Genomic DNA, 19,162 nt, shown 5'->3' with positions numbered 1-19,162 from the left:
GGAACGTGAAAAAGGAGCGCTCCAAAATTTAGCGTTGCGGAGCGCTCCCCAGTTTAATGATGGCGTGACAAAAGGAGCGCTCCAAAGTTTATCGATTTGGAGCGCTCCTAAATTTAACGTCAATGTCTTGATTGCGACAATCTAATGGCGGAGCCGAAAGCCGCCCACGACAGTGCCCATGATGACGATGTTCTGATCGTCGACGATTTCCGGCGGAGCAGGCTCGCCATTCATGAATGCTGTGAGAAGGTATGGTGTGCGGTACACGCGGAAGATGGTTTCGGCAGTTCCGCGGCGATAGTCGTATTTTTGAGCGCAGACGGCATCACCATTCCTGGCGACTGCCTTTTCATCGACGGCCACTACCATGCCCGGTAAATAGCCCACAGCTGCCAAGCTCGCGGTCTTCAGGGTCCAAAGGTGCACGCTTTGTGCTTCCTTCGCGGTCAGCTTTAGCGCGGTGCTTATAGGGTCGGACGGATCGTCCATGGCGATGAAGGGCTGAGCCTCGTCTTCGCTGAAGCTCTGGATAACCGGCTTCACCTTGGTTTCGTAGGCGGGGACGCGAGTGGCGTCCTCGATCTTCTTTACCGATCGTGCGCTGAGCGAATGGCCGCTCTCATCTTTGCTGTAAAATCGGGTGAGTGTGGACGGGTCAAGCTTCGACGCTCTGGCGATCTCGGTGATCGTCAGCCCGCTCAAATCTTTAATGTGGTCCAGCCATGCGATTTGCTGGTCGCGCAGAGATGTCATGCGCGCAGATATCGCAGGATGCACGGCCATGTTCAAAACGCAAAACTCCACTTGACCAATCACACCAAATCACATCACCATGTGAAAATTCAATATGGATGTGAAAAATGACTGTGTATTCCTTCACGCAAATTCTTGAAAGATGCGCGAGGCTGGGGGTTTCACAGAAGCAATTGTGTCGCGTAGCTGATGTGAATGAGGGCACCTTGTCGCGTGCCAAGAAAGCCGAGCGGGAACCGACGAACAGAATTCGCCGGCGTCTTTCTGCTGCCATCGACGATATCGCCGCCGAGCGTGGCGTTGTATTCGTTGATGAAGGGCAGGAGACGCGGCAATGAGAAAAGCCACGCCCGCGATGCTCTCCGCCCTGTTGTGGTTGAAGAACCGGACAGGCGATGGTGTTCTCGACCGCAACCAGGTTCTGACCGCTGCAGGCGAAAGAGCGCCCGTCATGCGCAGCACTTGGTCAAAGCTTGAGAACGGCGGACTGGTCGAGCGCTACCTGAACAATCGTCGGCTGCGCATCACTGATGCCGGAAAACTCGTCGACCTTCGTGGCGTCCAGGAAAGCGAGGCTGAGTGATGATCCTCGCGGAAGACTGGATCCAACAGCTGGACGAAAACGCCGACGAACTCGGGTTGACTGACACCATGGTTTGCCTGGGCGGCAAGCCGCCAGCTGAGTTCGCCGAGAACCGCGCCTTTCACCTGCAGCTGATCGACGATCTTGCTGCAGAGGCGAGGCGGCGGAAATGGCCCGGGGCGCAATTCTGCTTCTACATGCGCCGTGACGGCTTTGTTTCCATCTACATCGCGCCGTCGAAAGGCGGCGAATTGACCTTGTCCGGTCTCGCGGAACACCGCGAGGCCCAGAAAACCGCGACCAGCAAGCCGCCCGAACTGGTGGCGCTCGTCTGAAATGTTCACGCCGGTTTGTATTGCGTCCGGCCTTTGCTTGCAGGGGCTGATAATGAATTCTGTCGCCGAAATAGATCTGGCGATCAAATCCGCGGGGCTCGTCGAGTGCGAGGTATTGCGCGCCGCCGGCGTCGCATCGCGGTATCTGTACAATATCCGGGCCGGGATCCGGCCACTCACGCCGCGCACCGTCAACCGTGTGCGCTTGGCGATCGCGCAGCTGAAACGTCAGCGAGATCTCGAGCAAAAGGGCAGAGAGGCCGAATTGCGGTTTCCTGACCGCTCCTCTGCGATCCGTTCCTACCGCCTGGCTGTGGCGCTGGTAGCGCAAAAGGCCGCTGTGCAGCCGGGTTTCATCCTTTCTGCCGATCCGTCCAGGCGGGCGACGGCCGACGAACAATGGATGCGGGCAACAAGGCTTCGCCGGCTCGCGATCTACATCACCGTAACTTACCTCGATATTCCGCAAGCAGACATGGCCCGCGCCCTCGGCGTGAGCAAGGCCACCGTCTCGCTTTTGCTGAAAGAGCTCGGCGACGAACGCGAGCGTCCGGAGATCGAGGCAGCGCTGGCCTATGTCGAGGAGGCGTTTCAGTCATGAGACGGTGTGCCTTCATCAACTATTTTGTGGCCGGTGATGGTGGCCGTTTCGGAGAGATGTCTGCTGGCTATTTCCAAAATCATGCCTGCGTAATTGTGCGCCATTTTGTAAACCATCTCCATCCTGGGGTTGTTGAGGGCCACTGCGGTGGAGCTATCCTCTACCCGATTTACGTATTCGAGTGCGGCGCTGATTTCCCTTTTGAGGCTGGTGATATCGGTTCCATCGGGAACATCAATCTCATCCTCAAAGCGTTGAAAAAGCTGGGCTGGAACAACCTCGTCAAGATTGACGGCTGCAGTTCGCATATAGACGATTGGGACCGTAGAAACTCCGTTTTCTTTAAGGCCCTCCCATTCCTCCTGCTGGTACCTAATCAACCTCCTCAAGTTTGTCGCGCGTTTCATGGCCTGTTTTGCGAGGGTCCTGGTCCTCGCGTATTGCAGCTTCATGTTTTCACGCTGATGCTCGTCAGCGTCGCGAACTTGCCTGGCAAGATAGATGACGGTCGGAACGGCTGCAGCCACCGCCGCCCAACCTCCAAGCGCAGATACCCATTCCCGAAAGCATTGTTCAGATTGCTCGCCGCAAAAGGCATCTCGCCCCCAAACGACGCGCAGAAAGCCGACAGCGATAACCACCACGGTTACAATCCAGCCCCATCTGTCCCAGTGCTTCCGCATAAACTTCCCCTTTTCCCGTGCGCGGCGACAGTAGTTGAAATCCCCTCCGGTTTTCAATGGGGGCGTGCAGCATGAGCGACAACGCCTGCAAATGCCCCACCTGCGGCGCGCGCCTCAAGCCGGATCATTTCAGCTTGGATCCTGATAGCGGCCTGGTCGTTGCCGGCGGCCGTTTCGCCATGCTGCCGCGCCGGGAAATGCAGATCTTCGAATACCTCCTCGAGCGCCGGAACCGTGTCGTTACGCGGGGCCAACTTTTTGAGGAAATCTACCGGCGCGATGACGAGCCGGACAACGAAGCCGTCGTTGAAAGTCACATCTCAAAGCTCCGGAGAAAGCTCGCGCCGCTGGGCATCAGCATCACTTCCGAGCGCTTCAAAGGCTACCAGCTCACAATGGAGGTGAAGCATGACTGACGTATCGCAAGATCTCGGCCGGAGGCCGGATTTGATGTGGGTTGCCATGGACAAGATCCGTGTCGATCGGAATTACCAGCGCGAGATCCGGCCCGGCCGTGTCGCCCAGATCCTTCGGGAGTTCAACTGGGCTCACTTCCAGCCGGTCATGCTGGCCGAGCAGGAAGACGGCACCTTTACCGTCTTCGACGGACAGCACCGCGTTGCGGCTGCCCGGGCGCATCCCGGTGTAACCGAGATCCCGGCCGCCGTGGTTCGGATCGACGGCGCACGCGAAGAGGCGGGCGCATTCCTGGGCGTCAACGTCAACCGCACCAATGTTTCAACGGTCGAAAAATACTGGGCAGGCATAGAGGCTGGCGACGCCGACATGATGGCGGTTTGCTCCGTCCTCGAGGAGGCCGGCTGCGAAGTCGTCCAGGCGCACGGCTTGAAGCCGGCCGCGAACAGAACCCATGCCGTGACGGCGGTTAGCAGGGCGATCAAGTCTTATGGCGATGCGGCCGTGATTTCCGCGTGCAAGGCGATCGTCGCTGCCTGGCCGAATGATACCGGCGCGCTGAATGGCGTCGTCATCCAGGCAATTGCCCGCCTGTATCGGAACAACAAGGCCACGATCAGCGACGATCGCATGGTGATGAAGCTGCGCGGGAAAAACCGCCAGATCCTTTCCAGCGATGCAGAGGCGATCCGCCGGCTTTCCGGAAGTGATGCCGGCCTGGCGCTGAGCAAAGCCCTCGTCGAGATCTACAACAAAGGTCTGCAGACGAATACGATTTCCATCGGCGAAAAGCGGTGAGTGGCGACCCATGAACCGTTCCGACACCTCCGAAATCAAACAGGCGCTGAAAGACCGCATCGAGGGTCTTTGCCAGCGCCTGCTGCCCACCGGCAAGAGGGAAGGGCGGCTGTGGGTTTCTCACAATCCCATCACCAATGATTTCCACCAGACGCCGGAGCTCAAGGTGGCGCTCGATCGTGACCCGGGCGCATGGAAGGATTGGCGCACCGGCGAAAAGGGCGACGTGCTCGGCCTGGTGCAATATCTGACCGGCGGCGATTTCCGCGCGGCCATGGATTGGTCGCGCGATTTTCTCGGGCTGCGCTCGATGACGGCCGAGCAGCGCCAGGACATGAAGCGCCGGGCCGATGACGAGCGCCGCAAGGCGGAAGCGCGGGCGGAAGCCGATCGGCTGAAACGCATGGGTAAGGCCGAGCAGGTTTGGAACAGCGGTTACCAGGACGGCGCGCGATCGACGGCGGAAGCCCATGCCAGGGCATACTTTGCCGCACGCGGCTGCCCGATTGATGACATTCCGAACCGCGATATGCAGACATTCCGTTTTGCCGCCGCCCAGGAATACTGGAAGCGGGCGCAGTTCCGCCATGAAAACGGCCGGCGCATCAAGGTGCAGGACGGCCCGAAGTTTCCGGCCGTGCTTTCGGCCATGCGCATGCCGACCGGCCAGATCTCGGCCGTGCACATGACATTTCTTTCGCCGCTCGGGCCGCAAAAGCTGCCCGTGACCGGTGATGAAACCGCCAAAATCATGTTTGGCGAAGCGCGCGGCGCGATGATCCGGATCAGCCACGGCCCGGAAGGTGAGCCGCCGGAAACGGCAACGCGGCCTTTTCCGCTCATCCTCTGCGAAGGCGTCGAAGACGGGCTCTCGCTGGCCCTTGCCATTCCCGAAGCTCGTGTGTGGGCGGCCGGCTCGCTCGGCGCGATGGCGTCGGCGCCAGTGTGGTTGCCGTGCGTCGGCTCCATCATCGTTGCCCGCGACAACGACTGGGAAAAGAAAACTGCCGTCAAGCAATTCGAACGGGTGATGGAGGAGCTTTCGCGCGCCGAAAAGCCGCTGACTGAGATGACCAGCCACCTGGGCAAAGATTTCAACGACCTGATGAAAGGGGAAGAATGATGCTTTTTCAGCGTCACCAACAACTGTTCCGGCATGATCCGGACAACGGCGTCTACGGCGATTGCTTCCGCACCGTCGTCGCGTGCCTGCTTTGCGTCGACCCAGTCGACGTTCCACATGTCTGCAACGGTCCAGATGATGGGTTGGCGAACGATCGCATGCGGGAATTCTTGACCGCGAACGGCATCTTCATGATCGGCGTTGCGTTCGACGGGGCCGTCGAGCTCGAGCGGATCCTCGAAATCGGGGAGCAATCTTCCGGCGGTCTTCCTTGGATGCTGACTGGCCAGAGCACGAACGGCGTCAACCACGTTGTTATCTGCCAAGGCGCGTCCATCACTCATGACACTTCAATCGATCAATCGGGCATCGTTGGCCCGACGAAAGAGGGCTGGTGGTGGATGGAATGGATTGTGCGCGCTGCGAGCTCGGGGAGGGCTGCAGCATGATCGACGTCGATAGCATCGAGCAGTTGCGCATCAGTTATCAACGTGGCCTGCGTGTCGTCTGGGCGAATGTCTGGCGACACTCGGGAAAGACATACGTAGGCACCTACCACACCTCGTCTGGCGCTGCGATCTGCGCACAATTCGGACCTGCTCCCCAGTATAGCTCTGTCGTCTATCGCCTCCGTATCCGCTTCAAGGAAGGGGTGCGGCTGTGAGCTATCCCAAAAATGAAAGCACTGAGACGATCGCGGCCGCCGAGCTGCGCCAATTCATCGAACGCATCGAGCGCCTCGAGGAAGAAGGCAAGGCGATCAATGCTGACAAGGCCGATGTCTACGGCGAAGCCAAAGGCCGGGGCTACGACACGAAAGCAATCAAAACCATCGTCCGTCTTCGCGCCAAAGATGCCAACCAGCGCATCGAGGAGGAGACGATTTTGCAGACCTACATGGCCGCATTGGGCATGGAGTAACCACAAGGAGAAAGAGCATGTCGAAACGTAAAGGACAGACCAATGGAAGCACCACACGAAATCAATCGTCGCCGGCAGCAAGCGGAAATGCGCCTGAGATCGATACTGCAGGCACACCTCCATCAGCTGACAGCACGGCCGTGGACACCGCGTCGCTCGTGGATGGATCTGATGGCGTCGACGGCGCTGCAGACGGCAAGGGGCTGACAGATGCACACGCAGCGAGCACCACAACAACCGAGGCCGTTCAGCAGCCGGAAGGTGTCGGACTGGGCGACGCTGCGGCTCTCTCCGGAGGCGGCGAAGGATCCGCGAGCGCGGGCGGCGTTAAAGCTGCAGGCGGAAGTGATGCGGATGGCGATGGCGCAGATGGCGATCATGCCGGTGGACCTTCGGACGATGGAAGTATTGGGACTGCCGCTGGCTCAACCGCAACCGATAAACCCGGAAACGGTGGGAAGCTTGGCGATGACGGCCATGGTAACGGGGATGGCGGCCTGCCTCCTGGTGCCGGCCCCGGCGATGACAGCGACGGAAGCCAAGATAAAGCAGGATCGGCTGGCTCTGAAATTTCGCCAGATCTAAAAGCGGCGCTCGAGCTCGCCGGCTGCGATACAGCGGAAAATCTCATCGACATGGCAAGGATCGGCTCGAACGTCATGGAAGCGATCGACGACGTTCGAAAGCTTGAGGGTCCGTTTAAGGACTGGGCCCCCATGGATGATCCGGCCGAGATTATTCATGACCTGTACAACGCCCTCGAGCATGCCCGAGAAAAGGCAGGCACGCCGGCGTCGGATCCGGAGGTTCATTGCTGCCCGATCTGCGACGTGCCCTTCAAAGCTGATGATGTCTGCGCCACAGATATCGACGAGGGAACCTGCCACGCGGAATGCTTGGCAGGGTCGCCTGTAGTCGATCTCGATACCGGGGAGCCTAAAGCGGGTCCGGTCGATACATTCCTGTATTCTGATCCCGTCGGTTCCGAGACGGCATCAAGACCGAATAGCCAACCGTGGTGGCTCACCGCACCTAATTTCTCCAAGGATATCGATCCGCGCGAGATCTCACACTCGTTCGCCTATGACGTCTTCCGTGGCGTCCATGGTTCTGTCGAGACGGCCGGCGTGGTTATCAACGGCGGATCGGCGGCCGAGGTACCGTCGATATCCTTCGAGGCTGTCAGCGAGCTCGTCGAACTGGTGCGGCGCATCGGCCCGCGCGCAACGCCGGATGTCCTGGCGCAGCACCTGGTCATCACAAAGCACCGCCAGTCCGCAGAGCTGACAAAGGCGGAAGAACTCGGCCTGAAAGCATTCGCGTCGATCCTGATCGACCTCGACGAATACGCCACGGCTGAAAAGAAGCGCCTCGAGGATCTGGCGGCCGAGAAGCCAAAGCCAAGACCTGTGCCGATCGACGAAACGAACATGGAGCTCGTTGACGGGCCGATGGCTACGCACTGAGCCGCCAACCAATGGGCCCGGCAATGGTGCCGGGCCGAACCTCGAGGAGAAATGCCATGAAAGATGAAGCCGCGATCGAGCGCCAGCTGCAGGACAAAGGTCTGAACGCACCGCGCCTTACGCCAGACCATATCGATAGCGTTATTGCGGGAGAATATTTCCTCGCACGATCGCCAGACCAGCCCAGCCATCCAGCTATTGATTGCCTGACGGTCTGCGTTCTCGTCCTGCAGAACGGTTTCACGGTGACCGGTGAGAGCGCCTGCGCCAGCCCTGAGAATTTCAATGCCGAGATCGGTCGCGATATCGCTCGCCAGAAGGCCCGTGACAAGATCTGGGAGCTCGAGGGCTATCTGCTGCGTGAAAGGCTGCATCAGGCCGAGCAGTGCAGATCCTTTGCCGGCGTCGACGAAAACACGTTCTGATCTATACCCGCCGCGCTGGCGACCAGGCGCGGCGGCTTCCTCTCATTCATGCGGGCAGTTATGGCAAGAAAACCGAAAATTCAGGGTGGTATCCAAGGCATTCGCGCGCAGTTCCTGGACGCGCAGCAGGTGCTGGACGAAAAGAAAGAGTTGGTCGATCCGGATGCCAACCTGCTGCGCGACGGCATCAAGGCCGGACAGTGGGAAGGCGCACCGCATCACAACATGCCCCCGAACTGCCCGATAACCGTGCTCGGTAAAAAGGGCGAGACGATCTATGTCATAAACGCGATCGGCGAGCTCGAGGAGATCACCCGCCACGATCTGCCCACTTTGCTTCGGATCTTCTCGCCATTCGTGAATTATGTGTTCTGGGCATGGCCAGCCTGGTCAAAGGCCAAAGGCGAGCCCGGGAGTGAAGGGTATGTTCCGCCGAAGGTCGAGCGCGTGCAACGCGACCAGGCCTGGACGGCGATCATCGGCGAGGCTGGCCGCAAGGGCCTTTTCGATCCGCAGAACAATGTGCGCGGCCGTGGCGGATGGAAGGCGCAGGACAAATTTATCTGGCACAGCGGCAAGCACCTGTTTTCTGTCGACATCAAAACCGACAAGAACAATCGCGCAACCGACTGGCAGCTGCAGGCGGCCAAGCCCGGCGATTACGACGGGTTCTTCTACGCCCAGGACAACGACACCGTTCACCCGTGGCAGACGCCGATCGGCGTCAACGATAGCCCGGCGCATATCATCCTGCACGATCTCAAAAGCTGGAAATGGGAACGACCATACATCGATCCGATTTTTTTTCTGGGCTGGATCGGCTCGGCGTTTCTTTCCGGCGCGCTCGATGTGCGCCCGATCATGTTCACCATGGGTGGCGCCGGCACAGGTAAATCGACACTGCATGGGATCCTGCGGGCGCTTTTCGGACCCGCGCTCTATTCTACGGCCAACACGACGGCCGCTGGCATCTATCAGAATATCCGACAGGACAGCCGCCCGGTTGCAGTCGATGAGTTCGAGCGAAAGGCGCAGGGTCAGAAAGAGCAGGCCATCATCGAGCTTGCCCGCCAGTCATACTCCGGTGCCAAGGGCTATCGCGGCGGTGCGAATGGCGACGGTACCGAGTTCGAGTTGCGCTCGAGCTTCATTTTTTCCGCCATCCTGCATCCACACCTTGGTGTCCAGGACCGTACCCGCATGATCATTCTGAACCTCAATGCGCTGGATAAGGACGCCAACGCAACGCAGCCGCTGATAAAGGAGGAATGGGGCCGCATGATCCTCAGGCAGATCATGGACGGCTTTCATGACTTCTACTGGCACATTCTGCCAAAATGGCGGCAGATCCTTTCTGATCAGCGCCTGGCGCTGGATCCACGCGCGATCGACACCTATGGCACCGTGCTGGCCTGCGCGGAGCTCCTCGTTGGTGAGCAGGGGCTTGTTGACGCCGGCATGCATCAGGATCCGACGGCAGATGGTGTTCGTCTGGATCTCGATATGCTTGTGGAAACCATAGAGGCGGCGACGTCGGCCGACAGGGCCGAGCAGGTGCCGAAATGGCAGGAAGTCATTGAAAAGATCATGGGCGCAAAGGTGGACGCCTACAAGGCCGGCGAGCGGCAGACCGTCGGCGGCATCATCGAAGCGCTCGAAAACGACCAGCGCACGGATATGCTCATCGAGGATGCCCGCGCCCGCCTGGCGCTGATCGGCCTCGGCCTGCGCGAGAAGGGCAAGCCCTGCAGGGGCTATGCGCTGGCGATCCCGCACAACGATGACAATCTCAACCGGGTGTTCGCCGATGGTGAATTCAACCACGGCGGCTGGACGCTGGCGCTCAAGCAGGCACCACAGACAATCGTGCCGCGCGAGCTGTCGAAGGCCGATAAAACCGTCAAGATCAACCGCGTCGCAAAGACTGTTACCCTGGTCGATCTAGCGGGCTATGACGAACGTATGGAGGCCGACAGGTGACAGTTGAACTGGTTCGCTACTCTTTGGCATGGCGGCGTCCAGATGTTCCTCCGCCTGGCCCTCGTGTACTAAAAGCCATGCTGGTCCCTCGAGGCGAGCGTTGCCCGCCTGAAATCATGGCGCTGTGGGTTCCTGGCGGGGGGTACAGCATCGGTTGGGAACTGGTGACGCAACAGCCAATCCGACGCTGGAGCCGCGAAGCAAAATCCAAAGCGCGCATACGAAACCTGCAGAACCGCATGCGGCAGAAGTACCCGCTGTTTGCAGAGATGTTCATCCAAGCGGAGCTCGATCGCAGGCCCGCCTATTACGCAGCAGAAGACGCTACGATTTAGATATAAGCCGATTGCCGCCCAAAAAGCCCACCAGAGCGATCCGGTGGGCTTTTCCATGCCTGCTGACGATCGTTGGCCGTGGGGCGCACGCACGCTATAATATGCCATGCCTGACCTGTATCAGCCCAAATACATGTGGATCCGCACCCAGATCGACAAAGCCGACCCGCCAACCGTTTACGACTGGATGGGCTACGACGGAGGGATGCCGATCGGTCGCGTCCGCAAGGAATTCCATGGCCCCATAAAGGGTAAGTGGCAATGGGTTGGATGGACACCCAAGCCTTTCCGTCACTCGCCGCCCATGCCCAATCTCGGCTACGCTGATACCGCGCGCCTGGCCGTCCAGATGAGTGAGCGCTACTGGGACAAGTGTAACCAGATTGCGCACGAGAAATCGTAACCCACACCCTGTCCTTATTGCGTCATTTTCCCTCGCCCTTTGCCCCTCGCATTTAACTCTCTTACCCCCGCCCCGTGACTTCAAAAGCGGTGTCCGCGCCGCCGCACTAAACGGCGATTGGGGAAAGGCGACACGAGAAAAGAAACGCCGTGGCCAATCGCTACGATAGCTTGGAGCAAGTGAGGCGCGGACGGTGCCAGCGCCTGCCATTGCGCCAGTTCACGGCCTATGCCTCCGCTTCGCTCCGGCCTCGTGGCCGCTCACCACGATATGCCGGGAAAAATCCCGGCGCTGGCACTTAACACGGGCGAATGCGGCATAGCGTGAACGTCGCGGGGCTTGTCTGCCCTGCCGGGTGCGGGTGGTTACCAGCGGTTACCACTCGGTTGGCGGTCCGGTAACCGAGATAAATCAACAAAATCATAGGCTTGTAATGACGGTTGGCGAGTTACCCATATATTGCACCCTTTTACGCGCGCGCGTGCATACGCGTAGATGGTGATTTGATGGTAACCCGGTAACCGGTAGGTATATGTTCCTGATTTTCTTGCATAAACGCGGTTGGAAAAACGGTTGCCACCGGTTGGCGAAAGCCGCAGCCGGTAACCGGAATAAACAAATAGGGAAATAGCTGGTGAGTGACGAAACCGAGCAAAATCAGGGGCTTCAAGGGGCACACACGCCGCCGGAAATTTCGCCGGAGCGCGCGGCAAAAGTCGGATCGATGGCGGCGATGACGGAAACTGTCATGGCTGGCCTCGCCCAGTCCCTCGCGGGCGAGCGCGAGGAACCCGAGCAGCAATCTCTCTTGCTCGCGGATCCTGACGGCGAGCACTGCCTATTCGGCGGTCCCGTGAAACACGTCGCGTCAATCATGGATGCCGCCAAGCGGGCGAGGGGGAGGCCGAAAGGCTCCCAGAACCGCCGCTCCACCGATCTGGCGAACTATTTGCTATCCATGGGCTATCGCGATCCGGCCTTGAACCTCGCCGACCTGGCGAACGCGAACCCCGCAGCGCTGGCGGTGGAGCTGGCCTGTCTCCCGAATGCCGATGGTGCGACGCCGGAGCAGCTGATGGCCGACGCTTTGAAGGATGGCAAGCTGGATCGTGAGCTGGTGTTCAAGATGATGAGCAAGGCATACGACATGATTGAGGATGCCAACTCAGAGCTCATGCCGTTCTTCCATGCGAAGAAGCCGCAGCAGGTCGAGGTAAAGACCCAAGCCTTGGGCGTCATGTTGATTGGTGAAATGCCGAGCGAGCGGCCAGCTGCAGACGCGACGCTGAACCTGACGCGGGTAGATGCGCCCGATAAACAAAATCAATAGGTTATCCTTCCGACCATTCGGGCGCAATGTCGGATGCTGGGCAAGGCATTGAAAACAAACAACATGATACTGCTTAAAGAGTAGTAGGCGGGTTTGGCTTCCGGCCTCGCGCGCGCGGAAATCCGGCTGGCCTCTGTCCCGTGGTGGGGGTGGTTCATGCGGACGCGGGCAAAGGCCCGCGGCTTCGGTTTGGAAAGTCCCTTCGGGCCTCCCCCTATGGGTGTGCCGCCTCACACACACGGCCCTTTTGGGCTTTGCCTGACTGAACGGTGTTGCGGCGAAACTAATCTCTCCTGATCGAGGGCGGGCGCGGGCGCGCGGGCTCTGGGTTTTAAAAAGGGTTTCAGGGTCATGGGAAATATCGATGTTTCGCGTTATGTGCCGCCGGGTCCGGTCGGTGCTGCTTTCATCCATTCGAGGGGGCCCATCGATATCATCATGGGGCCGGCCGGCTCCGGAAAGACCGTCGCCAGCTGCATCAAGGGGCCGCTGCTGGCCGCCTCCTACATGCCCGTCTGCAGGGACGGGCGCGTGCGCGTGAAGCTGATCTGCGTTCGTGACACCTATCGCGATTTCGCCCGAACGGCGTTGGCCAGCTGGCACGAGATGTTCCCGGTCGGTCACCCCTGGCAGCGGCCAGACAAGGGGTATGAGGGCGGGCAAGATCGACCTGTGCGACACCACCTGGTTTGGGAGGCCTATCGCGGCGCGGACAAGGTGATTGTCGAATTCACGCTCGAGACGGGTGCGATCGCCGACAGCAACGTGATGCAGTTCGTCAAAGGCTATGAGGTCTCAATGGCGTGGGGCAACGAAGTCGACATGATGAGCCCTGAGGTTCCAGGCGCGCTGTTCATGCGTACCGGCCGATATCCGCCGGTGAAGGACATCGCGCCCTCCGAGCTCGATCGGGTTTCGCGCGACGGCCGGGAGGCGATGCGCCGCATGGGCATGACGGTTGACGATACCGAAATCACGCTCCCGCGCATGTTCTGGGGCGATATGAACCCGCCAGACGTCGATCATCCGCTGCTGAAAGAGGTCGGCTGGGAGGACCCTGAAAAGAAAAATCCGGCCTACAATTTTTTTCGCCAGCCTGGTGGCCTCGATGACGGAGCGGAAAACCGCGTTGGCCGACCGCGCTCGGCTTACGAAATGGATCTGCGCGCCATGTCGGAGAACCTTTCACGCCGCATGGTTCATGGTTTGCCCGGTTATGCCCAGGACGGAAAGCCGGTCTATCCGGAGTACAACGAAAAAATCCACAAGGCTGATCAGCCACTCGCGCCAACGCCTGGTCGTGGCATCACAATCGGCCTCGATGGCGGCGGCTCGCCGTCCGCGACGATCGGCCAGCCGCAGTCTAACGGGCAGGATCGTTTGCTGGCTGAGCTGGTGACCGAGCCCGGCACTGGCCCGACACGGTTTTCACTGATGCTGCTCGATCTCCTGATGAGCCAGTTTTCCGGTCTGCCCATTATCGGCATCTATGGCGACCCTGCGATGTTCTACGGTGGTGACACCGAAAACGACGAAATGAATTTCGCCATGACGGTCCAAAAGACACTGCGCTTCCCGATTTTGCCGGCCCCTTCGAATGAGCCGGGTGTGCGCCAGGACGCGGTGCGCATGGGCCTCACCACTATGATTGACGGCCGGGTGCCGGGATATCTTGTTGATCCACGCTGCAAGATGATCCTGGGCGGTTTTGCCGCTCATTACAAGCTGACAAAGCAGGCCACGATCGGCGGTACCGACAAGCTGGCTGTGGTGAAGAATTCTTACTCGCACCCACATGATGCTGAGCAGTATCGTCGCCTGGGCTACATCGGCCTCGCCAATGTCATAGCGCACGGTGTGACCACGTCGTTGCCGGCCGGGGTGGTCAGCCTCCATGAGCAACGCCTTTTGCGTGGCCAATCTGCGCCGCAAACGCCCGGGAATTTCAGCGTATGGGACGTGTGACGGTCACCAGTCCGGCGGCATGGCTCGACTGCCTCGCGTGCGCGGGCGGGCGGGCGCTCGCGCGTAAGGCGGCGATATGGCAGCGATCGAATGGCGAGAGTGTCGCACTTCATGCCGATGGTGAGTTGTTGGCCGTCTCATATCTCGTTCGCGATAGGGAGGGGCAATGGGAATTCTGCCTCGCGCTACGCCCGCTCGCGCGCGCGTATATGCGCGAGCTCGTCCGGATAGCGCATTTGACGCTTGCGGCCTTGGCTCAAAATCAGATCGTCATAACCCATGTGACGGAAAATAACCTAAGCGGCGCGCGTATGGCGCGCCTCGTTGGCTTCCAGCACCTGGGCGGAACCCTTTGGATTTTGAACGGGGAGCAGCATGGGCCAGATCGTCAAGGGACTTTTCGGCGGGTCGGACAAGAGCGCGAGGCGGGAGGCGGAGAAGAGCCGTCAACTTCAACAGGTGGCGAACGATCGCCAGTTGGCGGAAGCGAACCGCAATAATCAGGCGGTGGCGACGACACGCCGCGCCCCGCGCGGCCGCCGTCTGTTTGAGGATGGGGGATCGAACACGGGAAGCTCCAGCACGGTGCTTGCCTGATGGAGGGCGATTTCAACGTTGACGTCGCCACCCTCAAAACCCGTGTCGCCAACACCTGGAACGCTCGCTCCCATTGGACACCGATCTATCAGGAAGCTTACGACTTCGCGGTGCCAATGCGTCGGCCGAGCGGTGGGGCGAACGGCAGGGCTCGCGGGCCGGATCGGTTGTTTGACATGACCGCACCCATGTCGGCGATGTATTTCGCTGGCAACCTGCAGCGCGATCTCTTTCCGGCCGGACAGTCCACATTCGAGCTCGAGGCCGGGCCCCTAGCTGCCATGGCGCTCGAGGACAGCGAGAAAAAGCAGTTCAACCGTGAGCTTTCCCGCGTCTCGAAGCTTATTCACCCGTTCTTTCTGGCGGGTGATTGGGACACGGCCATCCACGAAATGTGCATCGATCTGGCCGTTGGTACCGGCGCGTTGCTGCCAGTGAAGGGCACGCCAAACAATCCCATCATGTTTGCTTGCATCCCCTTCGACCAGCTGGCGATCTCGACCGACGCTTTCGGTCGCGTCAACCTCGTGTCGTGGATGCAGGCGCTGAGGCGGGACCAGATCGTTGACGCTTGGCCGAAGGGCCGCTTTCCAGAAGGTTTCAGGGATCAAGCGAAGACCAGGCCTTCAGATGAGGTCACAGTCTACCAGGATTGGTGGGCTGATCGTCAAGGCGGTGGGTGGCATTTTGGGGCTCGCCTCGATAACTCGACTGAGCTCATTGCGCACGAGCGGTACCGCACCCAGCCGATCGCCATTCCGCGCTACTACCGCGTCCCCGGGGAGGCTTATGGCCGGGGTGTGATACTGACGGCTCTTCCCACGATCAAGACACTCAACAAGGCGCAAGAGCTCGCTCTGAAAAGCGCCGCCATCAACATGTTAGGTATTTGGGGTTATCGCGCGGGCGGTACGTTCAACCCCAACACTGTCAATCTTGCACCTGGCCAGTTCTGGGCCATGCAGTCGACCGGCGGTGTTCTCGGGCCGGACATCACCAGGCTGGATCCGGCATCTGGCAGCATGAATATTGCCCAGGTGCTTATCGGCGACCTGCAGGGCCAGATCAAGCAAGCGATGTTCGATACACGCTTGCCGGACTATGAGGGCACGCCGCGCTCTGCTTCCGAAATGACGGCACGCCTGCAGCAGCGGGCCAATATCCACATCGGCGCGTTTGGCCGCCTCGTGCGCGAGATCATGCCCGTTGTCGTACCTCGTGCTGCCGAGATCCTGATGGAATTTGGCATGCTTCCGGGGATCCAACAGGTGGACGATCTTTTGGTATCGGTGAATGTTCGCTCGCCCATGCAAGCGGCGCTAAACGCCGATCGGATCGCGTCGATCGCAAATTACCACGATATGGTGATGGCTTTTGCCGGTCCTGAACGGCGCGATCTCTACCTCAAGCAGGACAAGGTCATGGAAGAGATCGCAAACGGCCTGCAGATCGACAAGGATCTGATCCCCGACGAAAACGAGAAAGAGGCCGTGCTCGTCAAGATCGAAGAGGCCCGCCAGCAGCAAATGCAGGCGATGATGGCTGCTGAGATGGCAAAGCAGGCTCCGGGTGCGATCAAGGATCTTGCCGTCGCTGATATGCGGAGGGCTGCATAATGTCCGGTCCCTTTCTCCCGGAACGGGCCGCCCAGCCCATGGATTTGCTTGAACATACCTTGGGTGGTGGCACGGGCTGGGACGAGCTCGAGGATCTGTTCCGGCCGCACATGAAAGCTGCGCCATTGCAGCCTCAAGAGCCGGTTGCGACGTTCATGTACGGCCTTTACCGAACGCCCCAGGGTAGGGCGATGTTCGAATGGCTGATGGACATCACAATCAGAATGCCCTTGCGGGCAACCGGCCAGACGATCGAGCAGACGGCACTCAACACGGCAACGCGGCAGGGCATTAACGGGGTCGGCGAGGCGATACTTGCTGCCATCAAACATGGCGAAAGCCTTGTCGAGAAATCACACAACCAGAATGGAGCTGGATCATGAAGGGCAGATTTTTAAGGGGCGTCAACTTTTACGACATGATGCTTTTCAACACTGAAGGCGCGGGCGGTGGCGGCGGCGCGGGTGCCGCTGCTGCGCCGCCTGCAGGATCCTCTGCGGCGGCAGCTCCTCCCGCCGCTGCAGCCGCGCCGCCGTCTCCATCGGCGAGCGCTCCTCCGGCGGGTGTGACGCCTCCGCCCGCCGGAGATATCTACAAGCCGGAAGGCATTGCCGATCACATGCTTGGAAAAAGCAACAACGAGACGATCGACAATCTCCATAAGGCGCTCAATGGATATCGCGAGAGAGACGCTGCGAACAAGGTTCCTGACAAGGCGGAGGCTTACGGTGAATTCACCGGCAATATTCCGGAGACCATCAAGCCTCACCTCGATACACTGGCCAGCGACCCGATCTCGGCGCGCATGCAGCAGTATGCATTCGAAAACAGGGTACCGCTCCCTGTCTACCAGGGTATGGTGCAACAGTTCCTTTCGGTTTCCTCTGAGCTCGGTCTAATGGAGCCCGTGATCGACGAGAAGGCGGAGCGCGCCGCGCTCGTCCCGGATGTTGCCAAGCACTTGCCCGAGGCTGAGCAGCGCCAAGCTGTCGAAAAGCGCATGAACGAAAACTATGCGTTCCTCGACAGCGTCGCCGCCAAGGGTGCTGAAAACGGCGGGCTCGCCAAGGACGACGTCGAATTCGCCAAGGCCATGCTGGGCGATAGCGCAAAGGGTCATCGCGTCTTCGAATGGATCCGCGGCGTCGCCGGCGGCGGTACCGGCAATGGCCCAGCCATGCAGTTCGGCGCGGCTGCTGCTGCGGATCCGCGTCAGGATTTGGCGCGACGCGCGGCGCTTCCGGAAAACACTTGGGGGCATAAGAGTTTTAGTCAGGCCTCCTACGATCAGCTGCAGGCGGACTACAAAAAACAGATTGGCAGCTGACGCGCACTGAACGGCTCTCGCCCGCTGGCATGATTTGCCTGCTACCGGACGGGAGCGACCTGGGCGACGCGCCGGCTATCCTTAACCGGACCCGGCGCAGCCCGGCTAATCGGCCCTCTCGGTGATTTCGTCCATCACTCCTTTTGAGGTCCCGAAATGACAATCGAAAAATGGTTTATTGAAAAGATCCGCGACAAGGTTCGCCTCCGCTATGCGGCAGAAGGCGGCTACCTCGACGACACTATGACGCGTGGTGAAGGTGGCGCAGGCTTGGTCAAGTTCCCCGTCGCTGGCGGCAACATCCAGATGTACGAGCTGAGCGGAGCAGTCCAGGATGTTGATATCTCGGAAATCAACTTCGACATGGTCGAGCTCAAGGTGCGCGATTTTGAGGCGACGGCACTGACCCGCGCCCAGGACAAGCGGAAAACAGGACCAAGTCAGGAAGACGCTCTTTCCAAGTTGATGTCGCGCACCGTCCGCAACAAGCGCGATGAACTCAAATTTAATGCGCTTAACTCGTTCGCAGAAGTCGGCGCCACCAGTCTCACTGACCAGCCCACCGTTGTGCAGACGATCGGTGATGGCACCGCCCGCATCGATCTGGAAACGGCAATTTATGTCACCAGCCGGTTGCATGCGTCCGGTGCTGAGGACGAGATGTTCTGGCCGATGCCCTACAGCTGGTTCGATCAGCTAATGCTTTACAAGCAGTTCAGCAGCTCAGACTATGTGGGTCCTACCGATCTTCCCTTTGCCAAAAGCTCGAAGGTCAAGAAGAAAACCTACCAGGGCGTCCACATCATGGCGTTGCCAGACAGCGTCTTCACCTTCGGTACCGGCGCATACGGCACGGGAACGACCGACGCCAACGGTTATAAGCAGTCGTTCGACGAGACCAAGTATCTCGACACCTTTGCGTGGGCGAAAGATGCGATGGGTTCGGAGATCGAGTGGGACCAAGAGAACATGCAGGCCTATCCTCAGCCGCAGCTGAAGGGGACGCCGGATCTCTGGAAGGTCCAGCTTTCCGGCAACTCCGTTGGGCTGCTGCCCGAAGGCGTCAAGCGCATCCGCATGAAGGCCATCAACAAGGCCACGATGCCGGCCAACCAGTAAGCGCATGCAGTGGCGGCGGCGCGCCGCCATTGCCTCACCTTTCACAGCAATCTTGGAGTTCCAAAATGGCCTTCATCAAAAGCCAGTTGCGCAACGGCGGTCGTCCGATCCGCCTGAGCCCGACGAAATTCATCCGTTTCCATGTCTATGCCACCAACGATACCGCGGCCGAAGTCGTCGCGGCCGGTTATTTCAACGAAGCGCGTGCGGACATGTCCGTTGGCTCAATCATCGACGCCGAGGTGGACTGCGATGGCACTCAGGCCAGCGTTAGGATGCGCGTAACGGCCGTGCCATCGAGCGGTAACGTCACGGTTGCCAATATCACCGTGACCTGACGCAACAGCGTCGCACTGAACGCAAGACCGTGGCCGGTATTCTCTGG

Annotated in this window: 25 protein-coding genes; 23 read left to right on the top strand and 2 right to left on the bottom strand. The window is 59.7% G+C overall.

The window, feature by feature from the left end; genetic code table 11:
• Window positions 1-141: 141 nt before the first annotated feature.
• On the bottom strand, window positions 142-789 hold the full coding sequence (locus EYD00_RS07295) for a LexA family transcriptional regulator (protein ID WP_131258818.1): 648 nt from the start codon (window positions 787-789) through the stop codon (window positions 142-144).
• Between the two features lie 71 nt (window positions 790-860).
• On the opposite strand from EYD00_RS07295, the gene EYD00_RS07290 reads away from it, so the two are divergent.
• Genes EYD00_RS07290 through EYD00_RS07275 form a run of 4 tightly spaced genes read left to right on the top strand, consistent with a single transcriptional unit; the run spans window position 861 to window position 2,272 of the window.
• Window positions 861-1,091, top strand: a complete 231-nt coding sequence (locus EYD00_RS07290; protein WP_131258815.1) for a hypothetical protein — start codon at window positions 861-863, stop codon at window positions 1,089-1,091.
• Window positions 1,088-1,336: a hypothetical protein gene (locus EYD00_RS07285; RefSeq protein ID WP_034499074.1), complete on the top strand. Its 249-nt coding sequence runs from the start codon at window positions 1,088-1,090 to the stop codon at window positions 1,334-1,336. Before EYD00_RS07290 ends, EYD00_RS07285 begins: the two co-directional genes overlap by 4 nt.
• A complete protein-coding gene (locus tag EYD00_RS07280) occupies window positions 1,336-1,671 on the top strand; it encodes a hypothetical protein (protein ID WP_034499072.1) in 336 nt (111 codons plus the stop codon). The genes EYD00_RS07285 and EYD00_RS07280 overlap by 1 nt, the downstream gene beginning before the upstream one ends.
• Window position 1,672: 1 nt before the next feature.
• Window positions 1,673-2,272 carry a hypothetical protein gene (locus tag EYD00_RS07275; protein WP_131258813.1) on the top strand — a complete coding sequence of 200 codons (600 nt, stop codon included), beginning with the start codon at window positions 1,673-1,675 and terminating at the stop codon, window positions 2,270-2,272.
• Here EYD00_RS07275 and EYD00_RS07270 read toward each other — a convergent pair.
• Window positions 2,263-2,955, bottom strand: a complete 693-nt coding sequence (locus tag EYD00_RS07270) for a hypothetical protein (protein WP_034499069.1) — start codon at window positions 2,953-2,955, stop codon at window positions 2,263-2,265. The two genes, EYD00_RS07275 and EYD00_RS07270, sit on opposite strands and share 10 nt — an antisense overlap.
• 71 nt (window positions 2,956-3,026) lie before the next feature.
• Here EYD00_RS07270 and EYD00_RS07265 point away from each other — a divergent pair, with 71 nt between their 5' ends.
• The 19 genes from EYD00_RS07265 to EYD00_RS07175 all read left to right on the top strand — a co-directional run bounded on the left by EYD00_RS07265 (window position 3,027) and on the right by EYD00_RS07175 (window position 19,115).
• Window positions 3,027-3,371, top strand: coding sequence for a winged helix-turn-helix domain-containing protein (locus EYD00_RS07265; protein ID WP_051674220.1), 345 nt, complete (start codon window positions 3,027-3,029; stop codon window positions 3,369-3,371).
• Window positions 3,364-4,170: a ParB/RepB/Spo0J family partition protein gene (locus tag EYD00_RS07260; RefSeq protein ID WP_034499066.1), complete on the top strand. Its 807-nt coding sequence runs from the start codon at window positions 3,364-3,366 to the stop codon at window positions 4,168-4,170. Before EYD00_RS07265 ends, EYD00_RS07260 begins: the two co-directional genes overlap by 8 nt.
• A gap of 10 nt (window positions 4,171-4,180) precedes the next feature.
• Window positions 4,181-5,293 (top strand): toprim domain-containing protein, encoded by a 1,113-nt coding sequence (locus tag EYD00_RS07255; protein WP_034499063.1) that lies wholly within the window; start codon window positions 4,181-4,183, stop codon window positions 5,291-5,293.
• On the top strand, window positions 5,290-5,742 hold the full coding sequence (locus EYD00_RS07250; RefSeq protein ID WP_131258810.1) for a hypothetical protein: 453 nt from the start codon (window positions 5,290-5,292) through the stop codon (window positions 5,740-5,742). Before EYD00_RS07255 ends, EYD00_RS07250 begins: the two co-directional genes overlap by 4 nt.
• On the top strand, window positions 5,739-5,957 hold the full coding sequence (locus tag EYD00_RS07245) for a hypothetical protein (protein WP_034499060.1): 219 nt from the start codon (window positions 5,739-5,741) through the stop codon (window positions 5,955-5,957). The genes EYD00_RS07250 and EYD00_RS07245 overlap by 4 nt, the downstream gene beginning before the upstream one ends.
• Window positions 5,954-6,214, top strand: a complete 261-nt coding sequence (locus EYD00_RS07240; protein WP_034499058.1) for a DUF2312 domain-containing protein — start codon at window positions 5,954-5,956, stop codon at window positions 6,212-6,214. The genes EYD00_RS07245 and EYD00_RS07240 overlap by 4 nt, the downstream gene beginning before the upstream one ends.
• A gap of 17 nt (window positions 6,215-6,231) precedes the next feature.
• The gene (locus EYD00_RS07235; RefSeq protein WP_051674218.1) at window positions 6,232-7,680 is read left to right on the top strand and encodes a hypothetical protein; all 1,449 of its coding nucleotides are present in this window, start codon (window positions 6,232-6,234) and stop codon (window positions 7,678-7,680) included.
• A 56-nt stretch (window positions 7,681-7,736) separates the two neighbouring features.
• A complete protein-coding gene (locus EYD00_RS07230) occupies window positions 7,737-8,105 on the top strand; it encodes a Gp49 family protein (RefSeq protein ID WP_034499056.1) in 369 nt (122 codons plus the stop codon).
• A gap of 60 nt (window positions 8,106-8,165) precedes the next feature.
• Complete coding sequence (locus EYD00_RS07225; protein WP_034499055.1) at window positions 8,166-10,085, top strand: hypothetical protein; 1,920 nt, start codon at window positions 8,166-8,168, stop codon at window positions 10,083-10,085.
• Window positions 10,082-10,420 (top strand): theronine dehydrogenase, encoded by a 339-nt coding sequence (locus tag EYD00_RS07220; RefSeq protein ID WP_131258807.1) that lies wholly within the window; start codon window positions 10,082-10,084, stop codon window positions 10,418-10,420. The genes EYD00_RS07225 and EYD00_RS07220 overlap by 4 nt, the downstream gene beginning before the upstream one ends.
• Window positions 10,421-10,526: 106 nt before the next feature.
• Window positions 10,527-10,823: a hypothetical protein gene (locus EYD00_RS07215; RefSeq protein ID WP_034499053.1), complete on the top strand. Its 297-nt coding sequence runs from the start codon at window positions 10,527-10,529 to the stop codon at window positions 10,821-10,823.
• Between the two features lie 634 nt (window positions 10,824-11,457).
• Window positions 11,458-12,153: a hypothetical protein gene (locus EYD00_RS07210; protein WP_131258804.1), complete on the top strand. Its 696-nt coding sequence runs from the start codon at window positions 11,458-11,460 to the stop codon at window positions 12,151-12,153.
• A gap of 351 nt (window positions 12,154-12,504) precedes the next feature.
• Complete coding sequence (locus EYD00_RS07205; RefSeq protein ID WP_034499048.1) at window positions 12,505-14,118, top strand: hypothetical protein; 1,614 nt, start codon at window positions 12,505-12,507, stop codon at window positions 14,116-14,118.
• Window positions 14,119-14,493: 375 nt separating this feature from the next.
• Window positions 14,494-14,715 (top strand): hypothetical protein, encoded by a 222-nt coding sequence (locus EYD00_RS07200; RefSeq protein WP_034499046.1) that lies wholly within the window; start codon window positions 14,494-14,496, stop codon window positions 14,713-14,715.
• Entirely contained in the window at window positions 14,715-16,331 is a 1,617-nt protein-coding gene (locus EYD00_RS07195; protein WP_034499044.1) for a portal protein, read from the top strand. The genes EYD00_RS07200 and EYD00_RS07195 overlap by 1 nt, the downstream gene beginning before the upstream one ends.
• 38 nt (window positions 16,332-16,369) lie before the next feature.
• Entirely contained in the window at window positions 16,370-16,714 is a 345-nt protein-coding gene (locus EYD00_RS07190) for a hypothetical protein (protein WP_131258801.1), read from the top strand.
• Window positions 16,711-17,658, top strand: a complete 948-nt coding sequence (locus EYD00_RS07185; RefSeq protein ID WP_034499041.1) for a hypothetical protein — start codon at window positions 16,711-16,713, stop codon at window positions 17,656-17,658. Before EYD00_RS07190 ends, EYD00_RS07185 begins: the two co-directional genes overlap by 4 nt.
• 156 nt (window positions 17,659-17,814) lie before the next feature.
• Window positions 17,815-18,777: a phage capsid protein gene (locus EYD00_RS07180; protein ID WP_034499039.1), complete on the top strand. Its 963-nt coding sequence runs from the start codon at window positions 17,815-17,817 to the stop codon at window positions 18,775-18,777.
• Window positions 18,778-18,842: 65 nt separating this feature from the next.
• Window positions 18,843-19,115, top strand: a complete 273-nt coding sequence (locus tag EYD00_RS07175) for a hypothetical protein (RefSeq protein WP_034499037.1) — start codon at window positions 18,843-18,845, stop codon at window positions 19,113-19,115.
• Window positions 19,116-19,162 lie beyond the last annotated feature (47 nt).

Source organism: Agrobacterium sp. 33MFTa1.1, from assembly GCF_004328495.1.
GTDB lineage: Bacteria > Pseudomonadota > Alphaproteobacteria > Rhizobiales > Rhizobiaceae > Agrobacterium > Agrobacterium pusense.
Note: the sequence above shows the minus strand (reverse complement) of the source record. Positions and strands in the feature narration are given on the sequence as shown.

Coding starts and splice junctions, on each gene's coding strand:
- EYD00_RS07290 (WP_131258815.1), top strand. CDS start 861: ATGACTGTGTATTCCTTCACGCAAATTCTTGAAAGATGCGCGAGGCTG.
- EYD00_RS07285 (WP_034499074.1), top strand. CDS start 1,088: ATGAGAAAAGCCACGCCCGCGATGCTCTCCGCCCTGTTGTGGTTGAAG.
- EYD00_RS07280 (WP_034499072.1), top strand. CDS start 1,336: ATGATCCTCGCGGAAGACTGGATCCAACAGCTGGACGAAAACGCCGAC.
- EYD00_RS07275 (WP_131258813.1), top strand. CDS start 1,673: ATGTTCACGCCGGTTTGTATTGCGTCCGGCCTTTGCTTGCAGGGGCTG.
- EYD00_RS07270 (WP_034499069.1), bottom strand. CDS start 2,955: ATGCGGAAGCACTGGGACAGATGGGGCTGGATTGTAACCGTGGTGGTT.
- EYD00_RS07265 (WP_051674220.1), top strand. CDS start 3,027: ATGAGCGACAACGCCTGCAAATGCCCCACCTGCGGCGCGCGCCTCAAG.
- EYD00_RS07260 (WP_034499066.1), top strand. CDS start 3,364: ATGACTGACGTATCGCAAGATCTCGGCCGGAGGCCGGATTTGATGTGG.
- EYD00_RS07255 (WP_034499063.1), top strand. CDS start 4,181: ATGAACCGTTCCGACACCTCCGAAATCAAACAGGCGCTGAAAGACCGC.
- EYD00_RS07250 (WP_131258810.1), top strand. CDS start 5,290: ATGATGCTTTTTCAGCGTCACCAACAACTGTTCCGGCATGATCCGGAC.
- EYD00_RS07245 (WP_034499060.1), top strand. CDS start 5,739: ATGATCGACGTCGATAGCATCGAGCAGTTGCGCATCAGTTATCAACGT.
- EYD00_RS07235 (WP_051674218.1), top strand. CDS start 6,232: ATGTCGAAACGTAAAGGACAGACCAATGGAAGCACCACACGAAATCAA.
- EYD00_RS07230 (WP_034499056.1), top strand. CDS start 7,737: ATGAAAGATGAAGCCGCGATCGAGCGCCAGCTGCAGGACAAAGGTCTG.
- EYD00_RS07225 (WP_034499055.1), top strand. CDS start 8,166: ATGGCAAGAAAACCGAAAATTCAGGGTGGTATCCAAGGCATTCGCGCG.
- EYD00_RS07215 (WP_034499053.1), top strand. CDS start 10,527: ATGCCTGACCTGTATCAGCCCAAATACATGTGGATCCGCACCCAGATC.
- EYD00_RS07205 (WP_034499048.1), top strand. CDS start 12,505: ATGGGAAATATCGATGTTTCGCGTTATGTGCCGCCGGGTCCGGTCGGT.
- EYD00_RS07200 (WP_034499046.1), top strand. CDS start 14,494: ATGGGCCAGATCGTCAAGGGACTTTTCGGCGGGTCGGACAAGAGCGCG.
- EYD00_RS07195 (WP_034499044.1), top strand. CDS start 14,715: ATGGAGGGCGATTTCAACGTTGACGTCGCCACCCTCAAAACCCGTGTC.
- EYD00_RS07190 (WP_131258801.1), top strand. CDS start 16,370: ATGGATTTGCTTGAACATACCTTGGGTGGTGGCACGGGCTGGGACGAG.
- EYD00_RS07185 (WP_034499041.1), top strand. CDS start 16,711: ATGAAGGGCAGATTTTTAAGGGGCGTCAACTTTTACGACATGATGCTT.
- EYD00_RS07180 (WP_034499039.1), top strand. CDS start 17,815: ATGACAATCGAAAAATGGTTTATTGAAAAGATCCGCGACAAGGTTCGC.
- EYD00_RS07175 (WP_034499037.1), top strand. CDS start 18,843: ATGGCCTTCATCAAAAGCCAGTTGCGCAACGGCGGTCGTCCGATCCGC.